Annotated in this window: 24 protein-coding genes; 22 read left to right on the top strand and 2 right to left on the bottom strand. The window is 37.8% G+C overall.

The annotated features are described in order from the left end of the window. The 4 genes from ACSKT4_RS03395 (at position 1) to ACSKT4_RS03410 (ending at position 3643) form a co-directional block, all read left to right on the top strand. A complete protein-coding gene (locus ACSKT4_RS03395) occupies positions 1–525 on the top strand; it encodes a ClbS/DfsB family four-helix bundle protein (RefSeq protein ID WP_186870858.1) in 525 nt (174 codons plus the stop codon). A 213-nt stretch (positions 526–738) separates the two neighbouring features. After that, positions 739–1557, top strand: coding sequence for a MerR family transcriptional regulator (locus ACSKT4_RS03400; protein ID WP_186870859.1), 819 nt, complete (start codon positions 739–741; stop codon positions 1555–1557). A gap of 73 nt (positions 1558–1630) precedes the next feature. Then, positions 1631–2821 (top strand): MFS transporter, encoded by a 1191-nt coding sequence (locus tag ACSKT4_RS03405; protein WP_186870860.1) that lies wholly within the window; start codon positions 1631–1633, stop codon positions 2819–2821. 249 nt (positions 2822–3070) lie between these two features. Further along, entirely contained in the window at positions 3071–3643 is a 573-nt protein-coding gene (locus ACSKT4_RS03410; RefSeq protein WP_186870861.1) for a hypothetical protein, read from the top strand. Between the two features lie 105 nt (positions 3644–3748). Here the strand turns inward: ACSKT4_RS03410 and ACSKT4_RS03415 are convergent, their stop codons facing one another. Further along, on the bottom strand, positions 3749–4189 hold the full coding sequence (locus ACSKT4_RS03415) for an Lrp/AsnC family transcriptional regulator (RefSeq protein WP_186870862.1): 441 nt from the start codon (positions 4187–4189) through the stop codon (positions 3749–3751). Positions 4190–4320: 131 nt separating this feature from the next. Here ACSKT4_RS03415 and ACSKT4_RS03420 point away from each other — a divergent pair, with 131 nt between their 5' ends. Next, on the top strand, positions 4321–4740 hold the full coding sequence (locus tag ACSKT4_RS03420) for a carboxymuconolactone decarboxylase family protein (protein WP_186870863.1): 420 nt from the start codon (positions 4321–4323) through the stop codon (positions 4738–4740). A gap of 113 nt (positions 4741–4853) precedes the next feature. Here the strand turns inward: ACSKT4_RS03420 and ACSKT4_RS03425 are convergent, their stop codons facing one another. Beyond that, the gene (locus tag ACSKT4_RS03425) at positions 4854–5717 is read right to left on the bottom strand and encodes an AraC family transcriptional regulator (protein WP_186870864.1); all 864 of its coding nucleotides are present in this window, start codon (positions 5715–5717) and stop codon (positions 4854–4856) included. Between the two features lie 266 nt (positions 5718–5983). Here ACSKT4_RS03425 and ACSKT4_RS03430 point away from each other — a divergent pair, with 266 nt between their 5' ends. The 17 genes from ACSKT4_RS03430 (at position 5984) to ACSKT4_RS03510 (ending at position 23762) form a co-directional block, all read left to right on the top strand. Continuing rightward, positions 5984–6214 carry a hypothetical protein gene (locus ACSKT4_RS03430; protein WP_186870865.1) on the top strand — a complete coding sequence of 77 codons (231 nt, stop codon included), beginning with the start codon at positions 5984–5986 and terminating at the stop codon, positions 6212–6214. Positions 6215–6268: 54 nt separating this feature from the next. Then, positions 6269–6994 carry a hypothetical protein gene (locus tag ACSKT4_RS03435; RefSeq protein ID WP_186870866.1) on the top strand — a complete coding sequence of 242 codons (726 nt, stop codon included), beginning with the start codon at positions 6269–6271 and terminating at the stop codon, positions 6992–6994. A 70-nt stretch (positions 6995–7064) separates the two neighbouring features. After that, positions 7065–7805, top strand: a complete 741-nt coding sequence (locus tag ACSKT4_RS03440; RefSeq protein ID WP_186870867.1) for a hypothetical protein — start codon at positions 7065–7067, stop codon at positions 7803–7805. A gap of 210 nt (positions 7806–8015) precedes the next feature. After that, the gene (locus tag ACSKT4_RS03445) at positions 8016–9104 is read left to right on the top strand and encodes a DUF4097 family beta strand repeat-containing protein (protein WP_186870868.1); all 1089 of its coding nucleotides are present in this window, start codon (positions 8016–8018) and stop codon (positions 9102–9104) included. A gap of 276 nt (positions 9105–9380) precedes the next feature. Continuing rightward, positions 9381–9656 carry a DUF485 domain-containing protein gene (locus ACSKT4_RS03450; RefSeq protein ID WP_186869116.1) on the top strand — a complete coding sequence of 92 codons (276 nt, stop codon included), beginning with the start codon at positions 9381–9383 and terminating at the stop codon, positions 9654–9656. Next, positions 9653–11197 carry a solute symporter family protein gene (locus tag ACSKT4_RS03455; protein ID WP_465822819.1) on the top strand — a complete coding sequence of 515 codons (1545 nt, stop codon included), beginning with the start codon at positions 9653–9655 and terminating at the stop codon, positions 11195–11197. The genes ACSKT4_RS03450 and ACSKT4_RS03455 overlap by 4 nt, the downstream gene beginning before the upstream one ends. Further along, complete coding sequence (locus tag ACSKT4_RS03460; protein WP_186869118.1) at positions 11194–12963, top strand: LytS/YhcK type 5TM receptor domain-containing protein; 1770 nt, start codon at positions 11194–11196, stop codon at positions 12961–12963. Before ACSKT4_RS03455 ends, ACSKT4_RS03460 begins: the two co-directional genes overlap by 4 nt. Next, positions 12960–13703 (top strand): LytR/AlgR family response regulator transcription factor, encoded by a 744-nt coding sequence (locus ACSKT4_RS03465; RefSeq protein ID WP_186869119.1) that lies wholly within the window; start codon positions 12960–12962, stop codon positions 13701–13703. The genes ACSKT4_RS03460 and ACSKT4_RS03465 overlap by 4 nt, the downstream gene beginning before the upstream one ends. A 282-nt stretch (positions 13704–13985) precedes the next feature. Then, complete coding sequence (locus tag ACSKT4_RS03470; RefSeq protein WP_186869120.1) at positions 13986–14330, top strand: DUF485 domain-containing protein; 345 nt, start codon at positions 13986–13988, stop codon at positions 14328–14330. Beyond that, complete coding sequence (locus ACSKT4_RS03475; protein ID WP_186869121.1) at positions 14330–15859, top strand: solute symporter family protein; 1530 nt, start codon at positions 14330–14332, stop codon at positions 15857–15859. Before ACSKT4_RS03470 ends, ACSKT4_RS03475 begins: the two co-directional genes overlap by 1 nt. Positions 15860–16148: 289 nt before the next feature. Next, positions 16149–16682 carry a GGDEF domain-containing protein gene (locus ACSKT4_RS03480; protein WP_186869122.1) on the top strand — a complete coding sequence of 178 codons (534 nt, stop codon included), beginning with the start codon at positions 16149–16151 and terminating at the stop codon, positions 16680–16682. 44 nt (positions 16683–16726) lie between these two features. Beyond that, positions 16727–17812 carry a glycosyl hydrolase family 8 gene (locus ACSKT4_RS03485; RefSeq protein ID WP_186869123.1) on the top strand — a complete coding sequence of 362 codons (1086 nt, stop codon included), beginning with the start codon at positions 16727–16729 and terminating at the stop codon, positions 17810–17812. After that, a complete protein-coding gene (locus ACSKT4_RS03490) occupies positions 17805–18659 on the top strand; it encodes a GGDEF domain-containing protein (protein ID WP_186869124.1) in 855 nt (284 codons plus the stop codon). Before ACSKT4_RS03485 ends, ACSKT4_RS03490 begins: the two co-directional genes overlap by 8 nt. Next, positions 18649–19302, top strand: a complete 654-nt coding sequence (locus tag ACSKT4_RS03495; RefSeq protein ID WP_465822821.1) for a hypothetical protein — start codon at positions 18649–18651, stop codon at positions 19300–19302. Before ACSKT4_RS03490 ends, ACSKT4_RS03495 begins: the two co-directional genes overlap by 11 nt. Next, entirely contained in the window at positions 19254–20369 is a 1116-nt protein-coding gene (locus ACSKT4_RS03500) for a DUF2334 domain-containing protein (protein ID WP_465822822.1), read from the top strand. Before ACSKT4_RS03495 ends, ACSKT4_RS03500 begins: the two co-directional genes overlap by 49 nt. Then, the gene (locus ACSKT4_RS03505; protein WP_186869127.1) at positions 20362–21639 is read left to right on the top strand and encodes a glycosyltransferase family 2 protein; all 1278 of its coding nucleotides are present in this window, start codon (positions 20362–20364) and stop codon (positions 21637–21639) included. Before ACSKT4_RS03500 ends, ACSKT4_RS03505 begins: the two co-directional genes overlap by 8 nt. Further along, positions 21636–23762 carry a cellulose biosynthesis cyclic di-GMP-binding regulatory protein BcsB gene (locus ACSKT4_RS03510; protein ID WP_465822823.1) on the top strand — a complete coding sequence of 709 codons (2127 nt, stop codon included), beginning with the start codon at positions 21636–21638 and terminating at the stop codon, positions 23760–23762. Before ACSKT4_RS03505 ends, ACSKT4_RS03510 begins: the two co-directional genes overlap by 4 nt. Positions 23763–23842 lie beyond the last annotated feature (80 nt).

A 23842-nucleotide genomic window follows, 5' to 3' on the forward strand; every position in this document is an offset into this window, starting at 1 on the left:
ATGGAAACAAGTGAAAAAGCAATGTTAATACAGAATAGCGAGCATCATTTTCAATTATTATTCGAAATCATTGAATCGGTACCTAGTAGAAAAAGGAGTATTTCAATTGAAACGAACGAAAGAGATAAGAATTTTCGTGATGTGATCATGCATCTGTATGAATGGCATGCCATGCTAGAGAGATGGTATCGAGAAGGGATGGATGGCGATACTCCTTCGATGCCAGCACCGGGGTTTAAATGGAGAACGCTCAAGCAGCTTAATATGCGTATATGGGAAAACTATCAAGAGGTTACATTAAATCAAGCTATCAAAAAGTTGAAGCTAAGCCATGAGAGAGTAATGAAGCTCATTAAAGCCCATACCAACGAAGAAATCATGACGAAAAAATACTATAAGTGGACGAAAACAAGTAATCTATACAGCTATTTTGCGGCAAACACTACGAATCATTATGTTTGGGCTATAAAGAAGTGTGAAGTTATAGCGGATTCTATACGTGAAGCAGAGGAGAAGGTTGTATAGGAAGGATTGTTTCAGGAAAAGATTTCAGAGCAATAGATTTGATCGTTGGATAGGTCATACGATTTAATGGGATTCTTATATGTCCACTGAAAAAACGGCATAAGCTTTGGAGAAAGGTTGAGATAGTATTCTTTTCCCTTTCTGTGCTATCTTTGGGTCAGACATTCTATCGTACACATTAGAGTATCTAAACATGACAAAAGGATGAACAAGATGAAAAATAGATTTTCTATTGGAGAAATGGCTAAACTTCATAATACTACTATAAAGACTCTAAGATACTATGATGAAATTGATCTATTGAAACCAGTAGAGATCGATAAGAACAATGGATATAGATACTATTCCACGGAGCAGTTCGAACAATTAAACACTATCCAGTATTTAAAGGAGATAGGATTTACCTTAAAAGAAATTAAGAGCCACTTATATCATCGGGACATTGACGACTTCTTGGCATTATTAGAAAAACAAAAAGAATTAACAGAAACAAAAATAAAGGAATTAGAACGCGTTCAGCGCCGATTTCAAAACCGAATAAATGATATTAAACTGGCTCGAAATATAATGGAGTTAGGTGTACCAACTATAAAGGAAGTTAGTGAAAGAAAAGTAGTAAGATTAATGGAAAAAATAAGCTCAGAACCAGAATTGGAGCTAACACTTAGACAGCTAGAGAACTCGGCGAATATGAAATCTTCCATATTTATTGGCGGTGTTGGACTTACCGTGAGCATAAATAATGTAGACGATAATAAGTTTGATGAATACAACTCCATTTTTATCTTAATCGAAGAAGGAGATATTGAAAGTCCCCTTGTTAAAACGTTTCAGAAGGGGATGTATGCCTGTATTTATTTTAGAGGAGAAGAATTTGATTCAGCTCCGTATTACCATATTTTATTACAATACATAAAGGATAACGGTTTTCGTATAATAGGCGATGCTATAGAAAGAAGTATAGTTGACCATTATATCTCAAATAATAGAGAAGATCATCTTTACGAAATACAAATACCTGTTTCCTATTGACCCTCCCCTTACAGGAGGGTTTATTATTTGTAAGTGGTTTTCAGCATGAGTGTTTATAAAGGAGAGAAAACGTATGACACATACAAATAATAAAATCTGGTCTTTATTTTTTATTTTTGTACTAGTCTCAAATGCTTTAGTTTTTATGATTTTTGAAATGTTATTACCTACCCTTCCGTTATTTGTTACGTCTTTAGGGGGGGAAGCAAATCAGGTTGGTTTAGTCACAGGAATTTTCATGTTATCTGCAATATTAATACGCCCATTTGCAGGAAGTCTTGCAGCTAAATTTGATAAAAAAGTGCTTTTAATTTTAGGGATTATAATAATTGCATTATCCACAGGTGCTTATTACCTTTCCACGAATATAAGTGTGTTATTAATCATTCGTTTGATTCATGGGGCTGGATTTGGACTAGCTACAACGTATTTTGCAACTCTTGCAGCTGAAATAATCCCTAAGGATCGTCGAGGAGAAGGGATAGGTTACTTTGGCGTCGGGGAAACAATAGCTATATCGGTAGGTCCTATGATTGGAATTATGACATTAGAATTATTTGACTTTCAACGCTTATTCCTAGGAGGAATGTCCGTTCTTTTTCTAGCTGTAATTATGGCGATATTTATCAAAAGAGCACCAAAAGGAAAAGTGTTAGATAAACAAGAGAAACATAACGTGAAAATACTCGAAAAACGAGTCCTATTCCCATCCTTGCTTATTTTGTTAATTGGAGGGGCTGCGGGGGGAATTATGTCCTTCTTTTCTCTATACGCAATTGAAAAGGATTTTACTAACGTTGGACTGTTTTTCTTATTGATTGCAGTAGCAAGTTTTGCTATTCGATTAATATCGGGAAAATTGTTTGATTTATATGGGCCGTCTATTATTCTAATACCAGGTTCTATACTAGCGATTATTGGAATGATTATGCTATATGCTGCCAACAGCAACGGCATGATTTTAACAGCAGCTATATTCTATGGGTTTGGATTCGGGGCGATATTCCCAGCAGTGCAGACATGGTGTATGAACTTAGTCGAGGAACATGAACATGAGGATGCGATGGCTTCATTCTTTAACTTCTTTGATTTAGGTATTGGTGGAGGTTCTTTACTATTAGGGTTAGTCGCTACAGCTGCCTCTTATCAAGCAATTTACCTTGTTGGAACAGCTGTTTATGGTGTGTTTCTAGTTATATACCTTGTCCATTTAAGCATGAAAAAGCGGTTGATGGATAAGAGAAAGGTAAATAACATTGCCTAGTATTGTTAGATGAAGTATAAATAGTGGGGTATTACAAGATAGTTAGGAGAAGGTATTCCCATTCCACATTAAAACGCCAGTTAAAGATAAAGGGAACCAATTCTATTTGTGATGATTAACAACAAGGTAATTTATTCTAGTAGATTACCTTGTTTTTTTATAAATGAAAATATATTGGAACATTATGGTAGTATTAATGTTGAAGCAAATTAGTAGGATAGTTTTTTCCGACGCAAGGATGTGAAAAGGATGTTTCAGCACGGATTTCCCGAGCATTTACAGGATGATGTCATAAAAGTAAGTAGGCTAATAGCGAAAAAAACGTATCATCATGCTGCAATAGATGTGTCCCAGGATCGGGTTCAATATGTTCAAAATAACCAGGTGATTTGGTTTCCATATCGTATGTACAACGTGGATAAATCGGATAGGATAATAGATCAGTTAAGTTTGCAGCAAAAAATGATTTTGCATTGTATATATTCCAGAAGCTGTGATGGATTTGTTCGTCAAAAGCATATCGACTTGTTGCTGCAATTGGATTATGAGGCATGGGCTATCCCTTATATTGTTAAAGTATGTGATGAATATGTGGTTGAAATACTAGAAATGACTTACGAGAAGTTAAAAAATCAGGACACTAAGCAATTTGAAAATTTTTGTCTTGAAAATGTAGAAGCCTTTTGCAAAAGCTATAATAGAATGATTAGCTATTGGAATGAATATTACCGAGATAGATATAACCAATTTCACCATTATATTGGTAGGAAGTTATTTAGAGAGTGTTTCGGATACTCCAGATCATTGGAAAGAAGGAAATAATTTTATCTGTGTTATAACAGAAAAACAAACCAAATGCTTCTATATGCTCCCCATAAGGTAGACAGGTAAAAAAACTGTTTGTACTTAGGGGGAGTTTTTTTGACTTCAATCCAATTTGAATGAAAGATTGGTAGGAACTTGAGAAAAAATAAAATGTGTTACTGTTTGTGCGATTGGGCTTACTTCATCGATGAACTTTTCTGCATTAGTGAAGCTGTCAAACTGAATTTTAATCATATAACAGGCGCTTCCTGCAATTCGATAACAAAATTCTATGTTTGGAAGCTTCTCTATGAACCGTTTAAAAGATTGATAGTCTCCATTTTTTACAGTTGCTTCAATAATACACTGAATCGGTAAGCCTAATTTCTCATAATCTACCTCTACTGTATATTTTTTTATGATTCCAAAGGATTCCATTTGTCTTACTCGTTCTGTTACAGATGGTGAGGAAAGATTGACCCTTCTTCCAAGCTCGCTCATCGATAAACGACTATTTTTATGGAGTTCGTCGATTATTTTTAAGTCAATATCATCTATTTTCATGTTTTAAAGTTATCCTCCTTTAATAGTTAAATTTATAAATAGATTTGTCAATAATCATTTTGGATTTAATGTTACTTGTCGAATATATTTTATATAATTTTACCATATTGATAGAACATGGAGGAACTGATATGGCAAGAATTGTAGAATCAACATTCGGGGGAACACCATTTCAACGATTATTAGGACATAATAAGGATGTAATGGAAAAGTGGAGTCAGTTAGGTGATGTGTTAGAAAAAGATGGGAAGCTAACGGCTGCATTAAAGGAACAAGTAAGAAGAACACTAGCTCAGCGTAATGGATGTGCCTATTGTAAGGCTAAAGGAAAACCAGATCCAGCTAGCTTTGATGAAAAAACATCTATTGCGGTAGGATTTGCAGAAGTCTTCTTAAAACAAAAAGGGGATATAGCCGATTCAACGTTTGAGGTATTGAAAGAATACATGACAGTAGAGGAAATAAGTGAATTATGTGCATTTGTCACCTTTACTACTGCCTCTCAATATTTTGGGGCAATGATGAAATTAGAACCAGGTGAGAGTGTATAGTAGTAAGTGAATATATGGGATAACGTATAGGAGCAACGCATAGGTAATGCCCTTCGGAAGGTAGAGTAGAAAATCTAGCTTTTGGGGTATCACTGCTGCGTTGCTCTTTGCTGTTACTTTCTCCGAACAGGGATCCAAACTTCGCTGTACGCATAATCTTTTTGATGCTCATCCATTTTTGTAAAGGAAAAGGTTGGTGCTTGAATTAGTTCATAATCGGAGGACGGAAGCCATTCTGAATATGTTTTTGCCATGGTTTCTTGTAATGTCGATGGAAATGGTCCTTCATTTGGAAATATTGCCCAGGTACAGGCTTCGACTGGTACTTTTTCTAATAGTGGACTTACGTCATTTTCAGTAGTTAAAATCCCGATCATGTGCGTTAAATCGCCTTCTTCTTTTTTGAAATTAGCATCAGCGTTGTAGGAAGCATTGATGATTTCATACGGTTCTATATTTTGAAGGGAACGCATTTCTTTTCTTTGCTCGTCTGTTATACTTTCTGCAAGCTTCACAATCTCCTGATTAACCCCTTCGAATTGTATAGGAACGCGTTTACTTACACCAACCAAATTAAAGGCTGGTTTTTCCTCGATTCTAAATTCCATACTATTTCCTCCTTTAACCGTTATGACAAAAGAAATTTTCGGAAATGATTTGCTTAACCCTTTTCTTATTACATCGGAAGGTAAAAATCCACTCCACCGCTTAAATGCTCTAGTAAAGCCATCCACTGACTGATAACCATAGTGAAACGCAACCTCGGTAACGGTTGCTCCTTGCAATAAATCCCTATTTGCTTCTGACAATCTTCTGTTTTTTAAATATTCATTTAGTGTAATTCCTGAGAGATAAAAAAATATTTTTCGAAAGTGATAATCGGAAACCCCAGCAAATTCAGAAACCTTTTCTAAAGTTAAATCATCAGTTAAACGCTCCTCTATATAATCCATCACTTGATTTAATTCTTTTAACAATATATCCCTCCTTTTCTTGTCTACATCATAGCAGAGCAGCTTATCAAATACTCGACATTTTTAACATAATAAATATCGAAATGTGATGAAGAGTTAATTGGTTTTCGTTTGTTTCACAGCTGTCATTGGATTTAGGGGAATATACTGAATATTTTTGTTGTTTTGAGGTTTTATTTGGTAATTAATGTTAAAATTGGGGTGGGTTGTATGTGAGATGATTTTAGACATAAAATTTCTATGATTCTATTTAAAAGGAGGAATATAGTTTGTCTCGTAATAAGCTATATGGAATTATTATTATTAGTATTTCATTATTAGTTTCTTCATTAGTTATCATGATCTCGGTATTAGCACATTATATTGACCAAATAGCGTCTCCAAGTTTTACTTATTGGGACTTGTATTATATCCCTACTCCAGTCTACTTTCTATTATTAATTCCATTATTTATTGGGGCTTTTCTATTAATTTATGAATCAGACGAATGGAAGAAATAGTCTTCTAATAGTAAGTAGCATCGCTATAAATTTTATTTAACCGAGGTGAATTAGATGTCACAAGTTGCGCTTTTAGCAGTTACACACGATCCAAAGGGTAAAAATTTGGCTCTTTTTCAATCGTTACAGGATGCCTTGAAGGATATATATGGGGAGCTTTTCCTTACGATTAGTGAGGAATCATCACCCGAACTGATTAATGTAGTGGAAAATAGTGAATTTAATGTGAAGAGGATACCTAAGCAAGGAGCAGCCCATGCTCGCAGGGAAGTGGTGAAATTCGGACTGACCGGTCAAAGCTCCTATTTCCATTACTGTGATTTTGACCGGCTATTAACTTGGGCGAAGAACTATGTAAAGGAATTAAAGCAATTAGTATCGCTTATGCCCTCATATGACTACCTTATTTTGGGGCGTACGGAACGAGCGATGAACACCCATCCAATGGAATGGATCGAAACGGAAAAAATAACAAACAAGATTTGCTCGCTGGAGCTTGGGAAAGAAGTAGACATAACAGCAGGCTCCTGTTCCTTTTCAAGGGAAAGTGCGAATTATATTCGTGACCTTTCAAAGGCAAACATGACAGATGCAGAATGGGCGATGATTGCACACCGAATCGCCAAATTACATGTTGAATACTTACCAGTAGAAGGACTGGAATACCATGAAGAAACAAATGGTGTGATAAGAAGTATGAGTGAATCGGAGAAGTGGTTAGGACGTTTGAAACTGAGTCTAATGATTAGTGAATCAGCACGTAGGACTGGAAGGGGATGAAGGCTAAAGGTGAGGAATACTATGTTCTATAGTGTAAATTAGATAATTCAAATAGATTGAAGGTGATATGGTGTTGCTAACCCCACTTGGACCAATTAAATTGTATGTCGATGATGAGGAAATAGAATATAAAGCAATTCGATATATTGTTGATAAAAGATGTCGTGATGCGAATGGTAGATATTTAATTGAATACAAATACAAGAAGGAATATAAGGCGCAAAAAATTAAATGCTGCATTCCCTCGCTTCGCATAGAGGGAGATATTGAGTCTGGAGAAAGGCTTGAAGCAATTTCATTTTATAAAGAATTTACCAAGCTCACCATAGGAGTAGAGGCAGATTTTGCTCTGGCTGAAGAATACGGATATGACTTTAGTGGTGGATATGTAGATAATGGAATTGAATATGAAACAAATTCTTGTACGGAAGATCGCACATTTAAATTTGGAATCAGTTGGATTCAACCATATACGGAGGAGAATGATCATCAAACTTGGTATGCAGCAGACCCAGCCTACATGCCAACTACTCCAATCAAGGCGCCGATTCTCAGTATAGATGAGCTTGGGATTTGGGAAAAAATTTTATGGGATATTACTGACAAAATGAATAGGATGTTTACTTACTATATTAATGTTGGATTGAACTATAAACAATTCCCCTTAAAGATTGTGGTGATTGTAACGTCAATAGAAGAAACTGTTCATAAAAAGGAAATAAACAGTATCATAAGAAACATTACTGACCGGTATGAGATTCCTAATCACGAATACTATGAAATTGTTTACCAGGAAAGTGGTAGGGGATAGGGAAGGATGCGCCCGAGTGAGAAGGGGATGAGCCCGAACGAAGGAAAGATGCGCCCAAATGAAAAGTACATGCCCCTATCCTACGAGAAACTGCTCCTACCCACCTAATCCGTCTTAAGTCTGAGAACATTTCCTTCCCTAGTTACTAGTTTCTGCTTGTAAAAGCTAGTACAATTTAAGTAGTTATTAATTGAAGAGGGTGTGGAGTTAATGAGTAAGGAGAAAACGGCTGATTCTATTTTAAACCGGATTGTGGACAGTGCGAGAAGTACCTTTGTGAAAAGAGAAGTGGTAAGAAAGGAAGTTTTAGGTGTCACGAGTTTAAAGGAAATACATATTGCTGGATCGGATATCGATGTAGAAGTAATGAAACATCAGGAAGCGAATATAACCATTGTCTTTACTTCATATGAGGATGGGCCTGAAATGTTAGTTGATCATACGGATGATGTGTTGGACATTACTTTTATGAAACCGAGTAAGGAACGGTTCATCATTGAATTTTCCCCCTCGGTAAAAATGCAGTTATTTGTCCCGGCTGATATAGCGGAAGGATGGAAAATTAGTACAAGATCAGGTGATATTACGGTCTCGAAACTAAGTGCTAAGGCTATTTCGGTTCATACTGCATCAGGTGATGCGAGCCTTTCGGACATTAAGGCGAATAAGATTAAGCTTCATTGTACATCTGGTGATATTCAAGCGAATAAATTACGTGCAGAGGAATGTCATTTGCAGACTAGTTCAGGGGATATTGAAATCGATAAGCTAGTTGTTGGCTCTACGTATGCAAAGGTTGCTTCAGGGGATCTTACGTTAACGGATATTCGAGGGGAGTATATAGAGATTGCGTTAGCCTCCGGGGATGTGGAGCTAGAGGATGTAATCATGGTTAAAGGAGTGATTGACGTTAGCTCTGGAGATGTAGAGGCGATTCGTATTCAGGTGGATAGTTTAACAGTAGATACGAAGTCTGGAGATGTTGAGCTGAACGAGTTCTCTGGAGGATTAAATGGAAAATCCATTTCAGGAGATTTTGACCTTGGAATAGTGGATTATGCTACGGTTCAGTTAGATTCATTGAAGGGGGATATTGCGGTTGAAATTGATCAGGAAATTGGATTAAATGCGGCATATGATATCGCTTATACCTCTGACATGGAAACCAATCTCCCCTTTGAAATGGATGGACAATCGAGGCGATTGACTGGTGTGACTGGAGACGGGGAGAATTCCATTCGAATTAAATCGTCATCTGGTGATATTAGAATTTATACGAAAGCACCTGTGAATGTATAAGGCGTTTTTCCTTAAGTGGCGTAATGGAGAAAACCTTGATTAGGCTGCTTTGGCATATAAAGGTTATTTTAAAAATGCTTGGAGTTTATCCCGAGCATTTTTTCTTACTAATGGTGTATTCAAGAAGTTCTGCTAGGAGACGAATAACATGGGGAATACTCTCGCTTTGCATTAAAAAGTAATATACGAATGAAATCAAATACCTTTACAAGGATATTCATTTTGGTTATTTTTGAATTATATAAAAATACAGACTTTTACTAAAGGGGGATGGCAATGGAGGAGCGTGTGATGAGCTTGATTCAAGAGAAAAAGCGGATGGTCGTTCCTGCTATGATTATGGTTTTTATCTTTTATTTCATGCTGCCATTGTCACTTCTTTTCTTCCCGGATAAGATGAACCAAATTAGTGTTATTCCAGGGGTGACCTGGGCTTGGTTATATGGGTTCCTACAAATTCCAATGACTTGGCTGATGGGATGGTTGTATCATTGGAAGTCGAAAAAATTTGACCAAAGAATAGACGACCTCGTGCAGGAGGAGTTGTCGTGAATTTAACGTATTTCTTATTTTTTATATGTATTATTGTCTGTACGTTGATTATTACCTATTGGGCAGCAAAGCGTAGTAACACGACCAATCGGTTCTATACGGCTGCTGGTAGTTTGACAGGCTTTCAAAATGGTATGGCTATTGCAGGGGATTTTATAAGTGCGGCATCCTTTCTTGGTATTGTTGGGATGATTGCGATAAGCGGGTTTGATGGCTTTTTATATTCCATTGGCTTTCTTGTATCTTATTTAGTTGTGTTGTTTATAGTAGCGGAGCCAGTGCATCGTCTTGGAAAATATTCGCTTGGGGATGTAATTTGCTCGCGATTTCCGGGGAATCATATGCGGCTGATTATGGCGATTGGTGCGTTCATTATTTCGATTCTTTATATGATTCCACAGCTAGTCGCTTCGGGATTTCTCTTGCGATTATTATTAGATATAGATTACTCGATTTCGGTACTAATTATTGGTGGGTTAATGACTATCTATGTCGTGTTTGGTGGAATGGTGGCAACTTCTTGGGTGCAAATAGTGAAAACGGTGGTGCTCATGTCGGGGACATTTCTGCTTTCTCTAATCGTGTTATCAAATTTCAACTGGGATGTCACTGCTCTTGTTAATAGGGTGAAGGAAGGAACGCCACTTGGGGGAGATTTTTTCTTACCTGGTCACCAATTTGACAATCCGATGGAATTCTTTTCGCTTCAGCTCGCCTTAGTACTAGGTACGGCGGGGCTTCCACATATTTTAATTCGACTGTTTACAGTACGAAATACGTTTGAGGTTCGTCGTTCCTTGATTAGCTCGACTTGGATTATTGGGCTTTTTTATTTGATGACACTCGTGTTAGGGCTTGGGACGGTTGCGTTACTAGGGTATGAGTCGCTAGTTGCGACAGACCCTACTGGGAATCTCGCGGCGCCACTGTTAGCTCGAGAGGTTGGGGGAGACTTCTTATTGGCGTTTGTGTCTGCTATTGCCTTTACTACTATTGTTGCAGTAGTGGCAGGACTTGTCATTTCAGCAACGACAGCTTTTTCTCATGATATTTTCCACCATATTTGGAAGAAGGGAAAATCAACGGAGAAGGAGCAACTAACGGCTGCACGCTGGACGGCTCTTGGGATTGGGTTGATTTCTACGTTATTTGCTTTACAGCTCGAGGCGATTAATGTGACATTTCTTGTTTCACTAACTTTTGTCGTGGCAGCAGCAAGTAACTTTCCCGTTTTGCTTTTAACGATTTATTGGAAGCGCTTTACTAAATGTGGAGCAATTACAGGAATGATAAGTGGACTAGTGGCGGCAGTATTATTTGTGCTACTAGGGCCACATATTATGAATCTGGATGGTGGATGGATTGAGAGGGAAGCAGTCATACCACTTTATAATCCAGGAATCATTGCGATTCCTATAGGCTTTATCGGTGCGTTTGTGGGAACGTTCTTTTCACCGAAACAAAAGCAGACAGAAGCCGAATTTAGGCAGTTCGATATACAAGCACAAACTGGTATTCCGCCAAGGAGAGAGAGCTCATGAAGGATTTAACGATCATATTATTTGAGCGATTAGGGATATTGCTTGTGATTGCATTTGTGTTAACTCGTACTCCTGGGTTTAAGTCCTTATTGTACCGAGAGTTTAGTTGGAAAATGGCGGTTGTTCATGCGGTAGTATTTGGTTTGTTTGGCATTGCTAGCACGGTAACTGGGGTTATTATTACAGGACAAGGTGAGATTACGCATGCTTTTGTAATTTTTCCAGTAGACGATGACAAGCTCATTGTAAGCTTAAGTCTTGTCGCGATTGTTATTGCTGGACTCCTAGGTGGACCAGTTGTTGGGCTTGGGGCTGGACTGATAGCTGGAATTCATTTGATGTGCTTAGGAGGAGTAGGCTGGATTGCCAACGGATTAGTGAACCCGATTACCGGGATTCTTGCCGGAATGACAGCAAGGTTTTTTTCTAATGAGCGGGTTATTTCACCTTGGAAAGCATTGTTTATTGGCGTTTTTCCACCAATTTTGCAGATGCAATTGCTTCTTATTATGTATACCAATGGTGATGGAATGGTAGAGGTGGTAGACCAAATTGGTTTGCCACTGGTGTTATCCAATAGTATTGCCATTGCTATTTTTACGACGATGATTCGTGTTGTGATGAAGGAGCAGGAGCATGAGGCTGCAATTGCAACGAAACAGGCTTTAACGATAGCGGAGGAAGCACTTCCTTATTTGAAGGAGGATTCGCATATGGATGTGGCCAGCGGTCTTGCTACCTTGCTGTATGATCGCTTGGAGCTTGCTGCGGTATCGGTGACAAATAGGCAGGAGGTTCTTGCCCATGTCGGATTGGGAGATAGCCATCATCGGGTAGGAGATGCAATTAATACGCCACTAGCAAAAAAGGTGTTGGAAACAAAAAGAATGCAAGTTGCCTATATGAAAGCAGAGGTCCCGTGTGTAGAGGAAAAATGTCCACTCGAAGCGGCGATCATTATCCCAATAATAGAAGCAGATGAGGTTGCGAATCTCATTACCTTTTATTTTCGCAAAGGACAGCAAATTACCCCAGTCGAGTTGATGCTTGCCGAGGGGCTAGGTCAATTTATTTCGAATCAATTAAATGTCCTAACAACAGAAAAATTAAAAGAACATATTCGTGATGCGGAATTACGAAATCTACAAGCCCAAATTAATCCACATTTTCTATTTAACACCTTGCAGTTAATTGCTTCGTTATTTCGAGAGGAACCGAAGACAGCGCGACACCTTACCCTCCAGCTTGCGAGTTATATGCGGTTCAATTTACGGCTTGTATCAAGGTCTTTGGTGGAGCTGGAGAAGGAGTGTGAGCATGTGCAAGCCTATGCTTCGATTATACAAGAGCGATTCAAAAATCGGCTGAAAATATCGATGGATATTCCAGTTGATATGACAAATATTTATATTCCACCATCCACCATTCAGCCACTAGTAGAGAATGCCGTACAACATGGACTGAAAAATGTGACAGATGGTGCTACAGTAGAGATTAAAATGAAGAAGACAGATGATTTGCTAACCGTTAGGGTAAGGGATAATGGGAGTGGATTTCCTGAGCATATTTTACCCCTAATTAGTCATAAACCGTTAATAAGCGATCAAAATGGTGGAACTGGCTTGTATAATGTGAATCAACGTCTAGTTCATTTGCTTGGTGATTCGGCGGGGTTACATGTTCGAAATTTACCAGGTGGCGGTAGTGAAGTAAGGTTTTCAATTCCGATTCTAAATCAGATGGAAGAAAAGCAGGTGATGGGATGAATATTCGTACGATGATTGCTGAGGATGAAATGATGGCAAGGAAGGAATTACTTTATTTATTAAAGGATGAAAAAGATTTTATTCTCACACCACATGCAGAAACTGGTGAACAATTGATCGAGTTATATACCGAGCATAAGCCGGATGTGATTTTTCTTGATGTGGAGATGCCTGGGTTTACCGGGGTGGAAGCTGCAAAATACATTTCCGAACAAGCGGGTGATGAGAAACCATTATTTATTTTTACGACTGCTTATGATGAGTATGCGTTAGATGCGTTTGAAATAGAGGCAGTGGATTATTTATTGAAGCCTTATGATGAAGTGCGGTTTAAGAAGGCAGTGGCACGAATTCGAAAGAGTGTTGTGAAGAAGGTGCAGGACGGAAAGCAGGAGGTGAAGACGACTACTTCTAAATTGCTGGTGGATGATGGGGAAAGGATGGTTGTCTTAGCCCCGGATTCGATTTTTTATGCCGTGCCAAACAATCGACAACTGGAAATCCATACAGAGGATAAGGTGATAATGAGTAAGATGACATTACAAGAGTTAGAGGATAAGCTTTCTGGTCATCAATTTTTCCGTGCACATCGGAGCTACTTAGTGAACCTGAATCATGTGTTAGAGATTACACCATGGTTTAATGGAACGAGTAATTTGACGTTGAAGGATAAGAGTCGGACAGTGATTCCTGTGAGTAGGTCAGCGAGTAAAAGTATATTGAATACATTCCAAGTATGATTTGGTTATTCTGTCACTACTTATTGGAATAGTATCGTATGGTATGTAGAGGAGTTTCACTATTGGGGTAGTGGACTCTTTTTTTATGAATCATCTATCGTTTCGTATGCTGGAAAGAGACTTTGGTGGGCAACTCGTTTTCGAACATGTTTTCATGACCGTTGACCCCAGAATCAACACCATTCATCCTCAAAATCCTACCGTTTGCGCTAACTTTATATTTTGAATGTCCAAAATAATTATAATATTTAGTAAGCGCTTACAGTATAAGGGGGATGGATAATGGCTGAACCGAAATTAAATCAACAGAAGAATAGCAACATTGATTTTGAGAAAGTGGAAAGTAGTCCAGAGTTTAAGCAATTTATGCAAAATAAGAAGAGATTTATTGTCCCGATGACCATTTTCTTCTTAGTGTTTTACTTTTTACTACCGATCTCGACTTCATATGGAACGTTTTTAAATACACCGGCTATTGGTGATATAACATGGGCTTGGGTATTTGCGGTTGCTCAGTTTGTTATGACGTGGGTTATCTGTACACTTTATGTGAAAAGGGCGGCTTCCTTTGACAAGCAGGCAGATGAGATTATCGCTAAACAGATAAAAAAAGGAGGTAATGCCTAATGGATCCAATTGTTATCATTCTATTTCTAGCCATTGTTGCCTTGACTTTATTTATTACGTATTACGCAGCGAGACGGACAAAGTCTGCAGGTGATTTTTATACTGCTGGTGGTGGGTTGACTGGTTGGCAAAATGGTCTTGCAATTGCTGGGGATTATTTATCGGCAGCATCCTTCTTGGGAATTGCAGGTGCTATTGCCCTACAAGGATTTGACGGATTTTTCTATAGTATTGGATTTTTAATTGCTTATTTAGTGGTGTTGTTATTAGTTGCTGAACCTCTTCGGAACCTTGGAAAATATACACTAGCTGATATGATTAACTCCCGCTTTGATGCCAAGAAAGTAAGAGGGGTTGCGGCTCTTAGTACGATAACCATTGTATTGTTTTATATGATTGCACAGCTTGTTGGTGCTGGAGCACTTATCCAACTTTTATTTGATATTCCATATTGGATTGCGGTATTAATTGTTGGGGTTATGATGACAATTTATGTGTTGTTCGGTGGCATGATCGCGACGAGCTGGGTTCAAATTACGAAGGCAGTTCTTTTGATGGCTGGTATGGTCATTGTCTCTTTCATCGTATTATGGAAGTTTAACTTCAACATTGGGGCTATGTTTACCGAGGTGAAATCAGCAACAAGTCATGGGGCAGATTACTTAAATCCTGGGATTAAATATGATGACCCATTAGGGACGATTTCATTGATGCTTGCCTTAGTACTTGGAACGGCAGGTCTACCACATATTCTTATGCGCTTCTTCACGGTAAAGGATGCGAAAACAGCAAGAAGTTCGGTTATTACAGCTACTTGGACGATTGGAATTTTCTATATTTTAACCTTATTCTTAGGTTTCGGGGCTGCAATTTTTGTTGGAGAGAGTAATATTTTAGCTGCAAACCCTGGTGGGAATATGGCTGCACCGCTACTTGCAGAGGCAATTGGTGGGAATATTTTATTCGCCTTCATATGCGCAGTAGCCTTTGCAACGATTCTTGCGGTTGTGGCAGGGCTTGTATTATCCGGGGCATCTGCATTTGCACATGATATTTACGGGCAAATTATTAAAAAAGGGAATATTACTGAACAGCAACAAGTAAAAGCAGCTCGTTATGCAGCATTAGGCGTATCGGTCCTATCCATTCTGTTATCACTTGGTGCACAATATTTAAATGTTGCGTTCTTAGTTTCACTTGCTTTCTGTATCGCAGCAAGTGCTAACTTACCAGTTATTCTATACACCGTGTATTGGAAACGATTTAATACATCTGGTGCTGTCTGGGCGGTTGTTTCCGGACTAGGATCAGCGTTAATTTTAGTATCGATTAGTCCAAGTGTTTTCTCACCAGTGGAAGGTGCTGCATTATTTGTTGGAAACCCAATTTTCCCACTTGATAACCCAGCATTAGTCAGTGTGCCATTAGGGTTCCTAGGTGGTTATCTTGGTACAATGTTCTCGAAGGAATATGATTTGAAGCGCTATGCAGAGGTGAAGGTAAGAGCCAATACTGGATACAGGGAGTAAAGCTCAAAATATCAACTGTTTACCTCTATTACCTATAGTTGGAAGTACTAGAAAAAAGAAGCAATGACGTATAAGTGTACGTGATTGCTTCTTTTTTATTTTGGGAATATGATTATGAAATATGATTTGAAGTAGGTTTTAGCATGCGATAGAAATGATTACGTACATTATTAAGTGATTTGTAAGAGGGGAAACGTATGATTATTCTTTGGGTGTACCTTTCAGCGTAACTAGTCCGAAATAATCATTTTCTGTTTCGTTGATATAAAGAATAAAGGGTGAAATTCATATGAATTATTCATATAACTACCATAAAGAAGAGCCTATTCCATATGCTGAGCTGTTGAAAATGGCTTTTACAGATGAATTAACCGGTTTACCGAATTTAAGGAGCTTTCGAGCATGTATACAGGAACGAATCCAACAAGCTAACAAGACGAAAAGTACTTTTGGCTTGTTATTTATTGATATTGATAATTTTAAAACCATTAATGATGCTTATGGGCATGTATTAGGTGATAAATTTCTTATCGAATCGTCTAAACAAATAGCAGCATCGGCGGAGTCAACTGTCTTTCGTAAGTCAGGGGATGAGTTTTTAATTTTATTGAAGGATTCTGGCAGGTTAGAGAGAAAAGTGCAGGCCTTTCAGGACCAACTCCCGGACGTAATTGAAATTGGTGAGCTACAATTACCCTTACATATCAGTATTGGATATAGTGTTTATCCTAATCATGGTGAATCGGAAGAAGCGCTGTTGCATTATGCGGACAAGATTATGTATTTAAACAAAAGGAAGTACAAGCTACAGCTAAATAGGTAATGAGCTTGTCTTGCTAGCTATAGATGGAGTAAGAGGTGACGGTATTGAAGATAATAAAATTAATCATCATCATAGGGATTGTACTAATTGGCTTTATTATCGTAGTTAAAATGGTTCCATCCGAACGATTCTATCCGAAAGAAGCACTTTCTGGTGAAAGGTTCGTATATGAACATCTCTATGAAAAGAATGGACTATTAAAAACTGATTTATCCGATCAATCCGATACTTACTTGTCCGAATCCATTGGGTTGTGGATGGATTACCTAGTAGAAAAAAATGATCAAGAGGCGTTTGATGAGCAGTTTGATGTGTTAACAAACCATTTTATGAAGGAAAGTACATTGATTCCATGGTTAATAAAAGAGGATTATTTGGCTCCAGCCAATGCATTGATTGATGATTTACGAATCATGAAGGCCTTATACCATGCTGGTGAAAAGTGGAATAACAAGACCTATCTAAAAACGGCAAATAAAATCGGTGAAGCATTAGTTCAATATAATATGCAAGATGAAACATTTATTAACCATGTCGATCTATCTAGTCATGTTAAGGGAGACTTCCTTACGTTAAGTTATTTGGTTCCAGAAGCATTAGACGAGATGCATAATCAAAATATTATCTCAGAAAACCAATATAAGGTAAACCGCTCCATTTTATTAAACGCGCCCATCTCAGAGGCAGGCTTTTTTCCGCAGAACTATTATCCCAATGACCAGCGCTATGAATATGATTCGGAGGTTAATTTAATCGATCAATATTATATCGGTTATCACCGTGCGTTATGGGGTGGTGATGTTTCTTCCTTGATTACGTTTACAAAAGAGACCTTAAATCAATATGATGGCAAATTATTTGGGCGGTTTTCTAGTGAGACGAAACAACCTACTGTTCAATATGAAGGGACTTCGGTATATGCACTGGCCATTCTTATGTGTCTAGAGATAGGGGAAAAGGAATTGGCAAGGGAATTGTATGACAGGATGAAAGAATATCAGATTCGTGATGAATCAAGTGAATATGATGGAGGATATATCGAGCTTACCAGTTTAAAAACACATGCTTTTGATAATTTGCTTCCATTAATTGCAGAAAGGAAAGGAATAGATGAGGGAGTTTTTGAGTGAAGAGAAACAGTTATTGTTAAAAATTTGCCTACTTGTGGCTAGCTATTTAGTAATGTTTGATTTTTTATGGACAAATGGTCAGGTAGGTAAATTGTTATTCCTATTATATGTTGGGATAACCTTTATAGCATTATTTATGGGAACACTTGTGGGACTGATCATCAGCTTATTCTTCTTATTTGTAGTTGGATCGATTCTTTTATATAACGGATTTCAGAGCTTAGGATATCGTGAAGTTTACACGGAATTCTTAACGATAGAACATTTTGTTTTTTATGGGGTGGGGTTATTAATCGCGGATTTGATTAGTGGTTCCATTCAGGAGCAGCATCGAAGAATAGTTCTAGAAAGAAATCGATTTAGACAGGAAGTAAAGCAGTTTGTTGCTGTTGACCCGGATACGTCCTTTGATAATAGAGAACGCATGGAAATCGAGATTAAACGAGAAATGAATCGGGTTATCCGCTATGGTGGAAAATTTACTTTTTTAGTTTTGGAATTAGATTATTACCAAGAGTTTCTCAAGACTTATGGTCGGAAAGAGGTAGAACATCTGATGAAAGTAATGGGGGAGAAAGTAAGAAAATCCTTACGCTTCTCAGATCGTAAATATAGATACCGCGATAATAAGTTTGCTTTTTTACTAATGGAGACTGGGAAGGACAAGGTTGAAATCGTAGCAGATAAATTAGCAGAACAATTGCGAAATCATCAACTGCTAAATGGGAAAACCGTAACCCTGACCTTTCATATCAGTTTTGAGGAATATCATGATCAAATGAAAGAAGTAGCGTATTTGGAATTTGTCCAGGAAGTAGATAGGGAGACTGTGTTTTATGCGTTATAAAAAGTTAAGCCTATGGAGCGTTCTATTCCTTCATTTTTTTGTATTACTACAACCGGTTGTTACAGAGGCTGGGAATTCGCTTCCTACATTGGATGAACGAAAGGTATTACTCACGTATTATGGGACAGATGATACGACGATGGCTAATATTCATTTTCTAGATAGCTCGTTAAGTGGCTTATTTGAACAGGTTGACATGATAGAACTAGATAAGTTGAAAGAAGAAGATTTGCATCATCATGATATTGTGGTTTATTACGCATCAAAGGAAGGTGCCAGCAAAAATAAATTAGAATTATTTGCTCCCTTCCAGGGTGAAATAATCGGTGTTGGAAAGGATGCACAAGCCTTACCACAATTTCAGGATTGGCAGGTTTTAGGAATGAATTCGGTGCATCGTGTGGGAGGTGTTGACTTGGGTTACCCGATTCAGCTCTTGAGTGTTACACCGCCCGCTAAAGCCAAAGTCATCGTGGAAGGGCAGAAGCATAGTCAATCCTATCCGTTGTCATCCAAGATGGTAAAGCCTCGCTCATCACCATCTCAAATGTATTTGCAGAGGCAAAATATGCCATATCTGCGTCATTCTATGATTTGTTTCAGCTTTCAAAGCCGACTACACATCCAGCATATATCCGATTAGAGGATATTTCACCAGTATCGGATCCGGAGCTCGTGTATGAAACGGCCAATTATTTGTTGAACAAACATATTCCGGTATATTTAGCGGTTATCCCTACTTATGTTGACCCAACAACAGAAGAGATGGTCACATTAGCAGATAAACCGAAATTGTTAGCGGTACTCGATGAATTAGTAAGTCGAGGGGCTTATATAATCGCACATGGTTATACCCATACATATCGGTATCAGGAAACAGGGGAAGGGTTTGAATTTTGGGATTCCGAATTAAATCAGCCTATTACTACATTAGACATTAAGGAAATACCAGAAAAGCTCAAGCCAGAAGATCAATTCCAAAACCGGGAAGAGTATGACCAATATATTCAGGGGAATACAATAGTGGAAACCGAATATGTTACCGCAAAATTAGAGAAATCAATCCACGCATTGACGAAGCTCGGCTTTCCCCCTATTGCATTTGAAGCTCCACACTACACGATGAGTTCAAATGGATATCAGGTGGCATCGCAATATTTTTCAGCGATTTTTGGTCAAATCCAAGCTTCTGATCGAGACTGGCAGGTTATGTTTAGTCCATTATTTATCAGCAAGCCTACGATATTGAGCGGGATGACTTTATATCCTGAAACGATAGGATATGTAGACCCTAACTCGATTAATCCAATGCTTGAAATCGAGGAAGCGATAGACCATGTTTCACAGGTACCTGGATCCGTCATTAGCGGATTCTATCATCCGTACTTAGGATTGGATTATTTGAAAGAGATGATCGCATTGATGGAAGCTGTTCCTAATATGGAATGGATTCAGCTATACAATGAAACACATTATGTTAGAACAGATGCTGTTGAAATCATAACTAGTGGTAATGGTGAGATATCGGTAACAAGTGAATTATCCTGGAAGATGGATATAATGGACAAGTTAGCTGAGAAGTCATTGGAAAAATATTTATGGCTCATTGTATTGGTTACCGCGATATTTGTTTCTTTATTTATCATTCATATCGTGACATTAAGAATGCGTTATCGCAAACGTTTATTTAAGGAGAGAGTACATGGTTAATCTATTATTTTATATCTCATTAAGCATTATCTGGATCATGTTACTCTATCATATGTTTCTTGCCCAAGGAGGCTACCTACACTTTAAACGTTATGAGCGAGTAATCCCTTCCTGGGAAAAGAAAATGAGAAATATAGAAATTCCAACTGTTAGTGTATTTATTCCAGCTCATAACGAAGAAGTTGTTATCAAACAAACATTAACTGCCATGTCGCGACTCTATTATCCTAAGGATAAAATAGAGGTTATCTTAATTTGCGATAATTGCAGTGATCGCACAAAGGAGATTGGGGATCAATTTGCAGAACAGTTTCCATTTATTCGCGTTCTGGAAACAGAAGGTGAGTGGAAAGGGAAAGGAAAATCTAGTGCGTTAAATTATGCCTTACAGAATTCTAATGCGGAAATCATCGCCGTTTATGATGCTGATAATACACCTGAACGTAGAGCCGTCTGGAACCTTGTAATGGGTCTAGTTAATGACCAAAAAGCAGGGGCAATGGTTGGAAAGTTTCGGGTTATCAATGCTAATCATACTTGGCTTACTAAATTTATTAATATTGAAACCATATGCTTTCAGTGGATGGCTCAAGCTGGGCGTTTTCATTGGTTTAATATTACAACGATACCGGGTACGAACTTTGCTATACGACGAGAGATTATGGAGCAATTAGGTGGTTGGGATACCTCTGCTTTGGCGGAGGACACGGAGCTGACAATACGAGTGTATAACTTAGGCTATACCATTCGTTTTTTCCCAGCAGCCATTACATGGGAACAAGAGCCTGAAACATTAAAAGTATGGTGGAGACAGCGAACGAGATGGGCTAGGGGTAATCAATATGTTGTTCTCAAGTTTTTAGGAAAGATGTTTAGTCTTAAACAGAAGAAAATTATGTTTGATATTTTTTATTTCTTCTTTACATACTTTCTCTTTTTCTTTGGGGTTATTCTATCTAACGTCATTTTTGTATGTAATTTAGTTGTAGACCTAGATCTTCATATTGGCAATGTCGCATTGGTATTATGGGGTATGGCGTTTTTACTATTTTTAACCGAAATTATGATTAGTTTAAGTATCGAAAAAAATCAATTAACGATGAAAAATATGTTCTATGTCATCCTTATGTATTTTACGTATTCCCAAATGTGGATAGCCCTTGTGATCTATGCACTAGTTTTAGAGACAAAAAGAGTATTAAAAAAAGAAGAACAAGTTTGGTATAAAACAGAACGTTTTAAAGTAGGAGAGGGAGGCAATAAATCTTGAGTAAGAAAAAGATTTATTATGTAGTCATTATTGTTTTATTTTATTTATCTAGTTCGTTTCCGATAGAAGTATTTGCAAATAAAATGATAGAAATAGATGAACAGTCTATTCAAATTGTCCATAAAGAGGTTACGGAACAAACATTAACGAACGAACCAATTGAATTATACGGTCCGTATGCGGAAGCTCAATTTTATTATGAATTAGACGCGGATGTTACGGCTGAGAACCAATATATTCAATTGGAAATCGCCAAATCAAGCTTACTGATCGATCCTTCGTCAATGACGATTAAGGTGGATGAGGAGCCTATTTATACGGAATCTTTATCTGATGATGATATCGAAACGGTTAAGGTTCCATTAGAAGGTGCAGCATTGGCTGAGGGTGGTCATCTTATTACGGTGAGCTTTGATGGTTTTGTTAAAGAGGGGATCTGTGTTCCGCAATATACAACAGGGAATTGGATGACGATATTAACCGATTCGTATTTGCATATCCAGTCATTACCAAATAATACGGGTGATCTTTCTTTATCCCAGTATCCAAAGTCCTATATTGGATCGTTAGAAAATCAAGTATTAGTGGTTATTCCAGAAAGTCCTTCGATGGAAACCTTGCAAAGTGGACAAATGATCGCGAATTTCTTATCGAACCAATCGCTGGAGGATACCGTTGCAGTGGTTTCCGAGCAGGAGGTTGATCAGATTAATGGGAATGTGATTATCGTAGGCGGTACTGAGGAATTTGAAACTGCATGGGTTAAAAAAGCTATAGAAGGTGAAATAAAACAGGTAGAGCCGGAATTACTTTATCTTTCCCAAGTTCAGCTTCAGCAAGAGGATCGGGCTGTCCAGGCACTAATAGTCCTAGGGGATAATACCGATACGATTCTAAAGAATGTAGAATTATTAACCAATAATCAATACTATGAGCAATTCTCTGGTGAGATAATACAGGTAAGTGAACTACCTACAACCATGGATGACGAATCGGAAGATGGTGAGGTAACTTTTAGTGACATTGGTATGCCGGACGTAGAATTAAATAGTTTGCATACGAAAACCGAGACCTATTATTACGCTCTTCCTATGGAGACGAGCACGATTCAAAATCCATCCATTGAACTTAATTTGAAGCGTTCTGCTACATTAACCTCCGAAAAAGATACGGAGTTGAAAGATGAGGTTGAATTGCTTGTATTAATCAATGAAATACCTCATTCCGTGGATGTTCGCGCTTTGGAAGAGGATGAGAATGGTAATATCCATGTGGTGATACCTATCGATCTAGAAACGATTAAATCACGAAGTTTACTGACACTTCGAGTGGAAACAACTGGTTTACGAATGGATCAATCCTGTGTCGCACTTGATCAAAATAGATGGATCTATCTATTTAACGATAGCAAGCTAAATCTCAAGGCAAGTGGGGATAGGGAGAGTGAGGAGAAATATTTTAATTATTTTCCTAAGCCTTTTGCCAATCGAAACGAAGAATTAATCCTTGTCCTTCCAGAACAAGGAATCGCAAATGGAGATTTACTAGCTTTATTTAATGTGCTATCAACCAGTAATAGACTTCCAGTGATGAAGCTTAAACAAACAACGGAATTAGAAGAGGACGAGTTGAAAAATGGTAATGTTATTTTTATTGGCTCCTTGGAGGAACATAAACAGTTAGTGCCATTCAAAGAGGACCTAATTGTTCATTATGAAGAGGGGGTTCCTCAATTAAGTGAGCAAGGTTTTATTGCCTCTGAAGTTCGTAACTATGGATTTATCCAAGCTAATCCGTGGAATGAACACTATTCTATGGTAGTCTTAGATAGTTTAGATGGAGAAAATCAATACTTTTCCAAGGATTTCTTATCTTATTTACAGTATACAGAGAATGTAGCATCCGTTGCAGTTCAAACTGGTCCAGACCAGTTCTTCACGAATTCCATGCAATTAGAGCAACATAAAACAGACAAAAGAGAAGCAAAGCATGAAGCAAATGATACGAATACAGTCGTGTGGGCGATTGGATTTATCGGATTACTCCTCGTGATTGGTATCTTGATTGTTTATTACATGAAGAGAAGAAAAAGGTTTCATTCAGATAACGAGCAGAATGAGTGAGAGAAGTGGATTATTATATCATAGGAATGTAGCGGCTTTAGACAAAACGAAAAGAATTAAATGTAAAACCGAATGATACA

It is taken from the genome of Ornithinibacillus liuyingii, assembly GCF_055550225.1.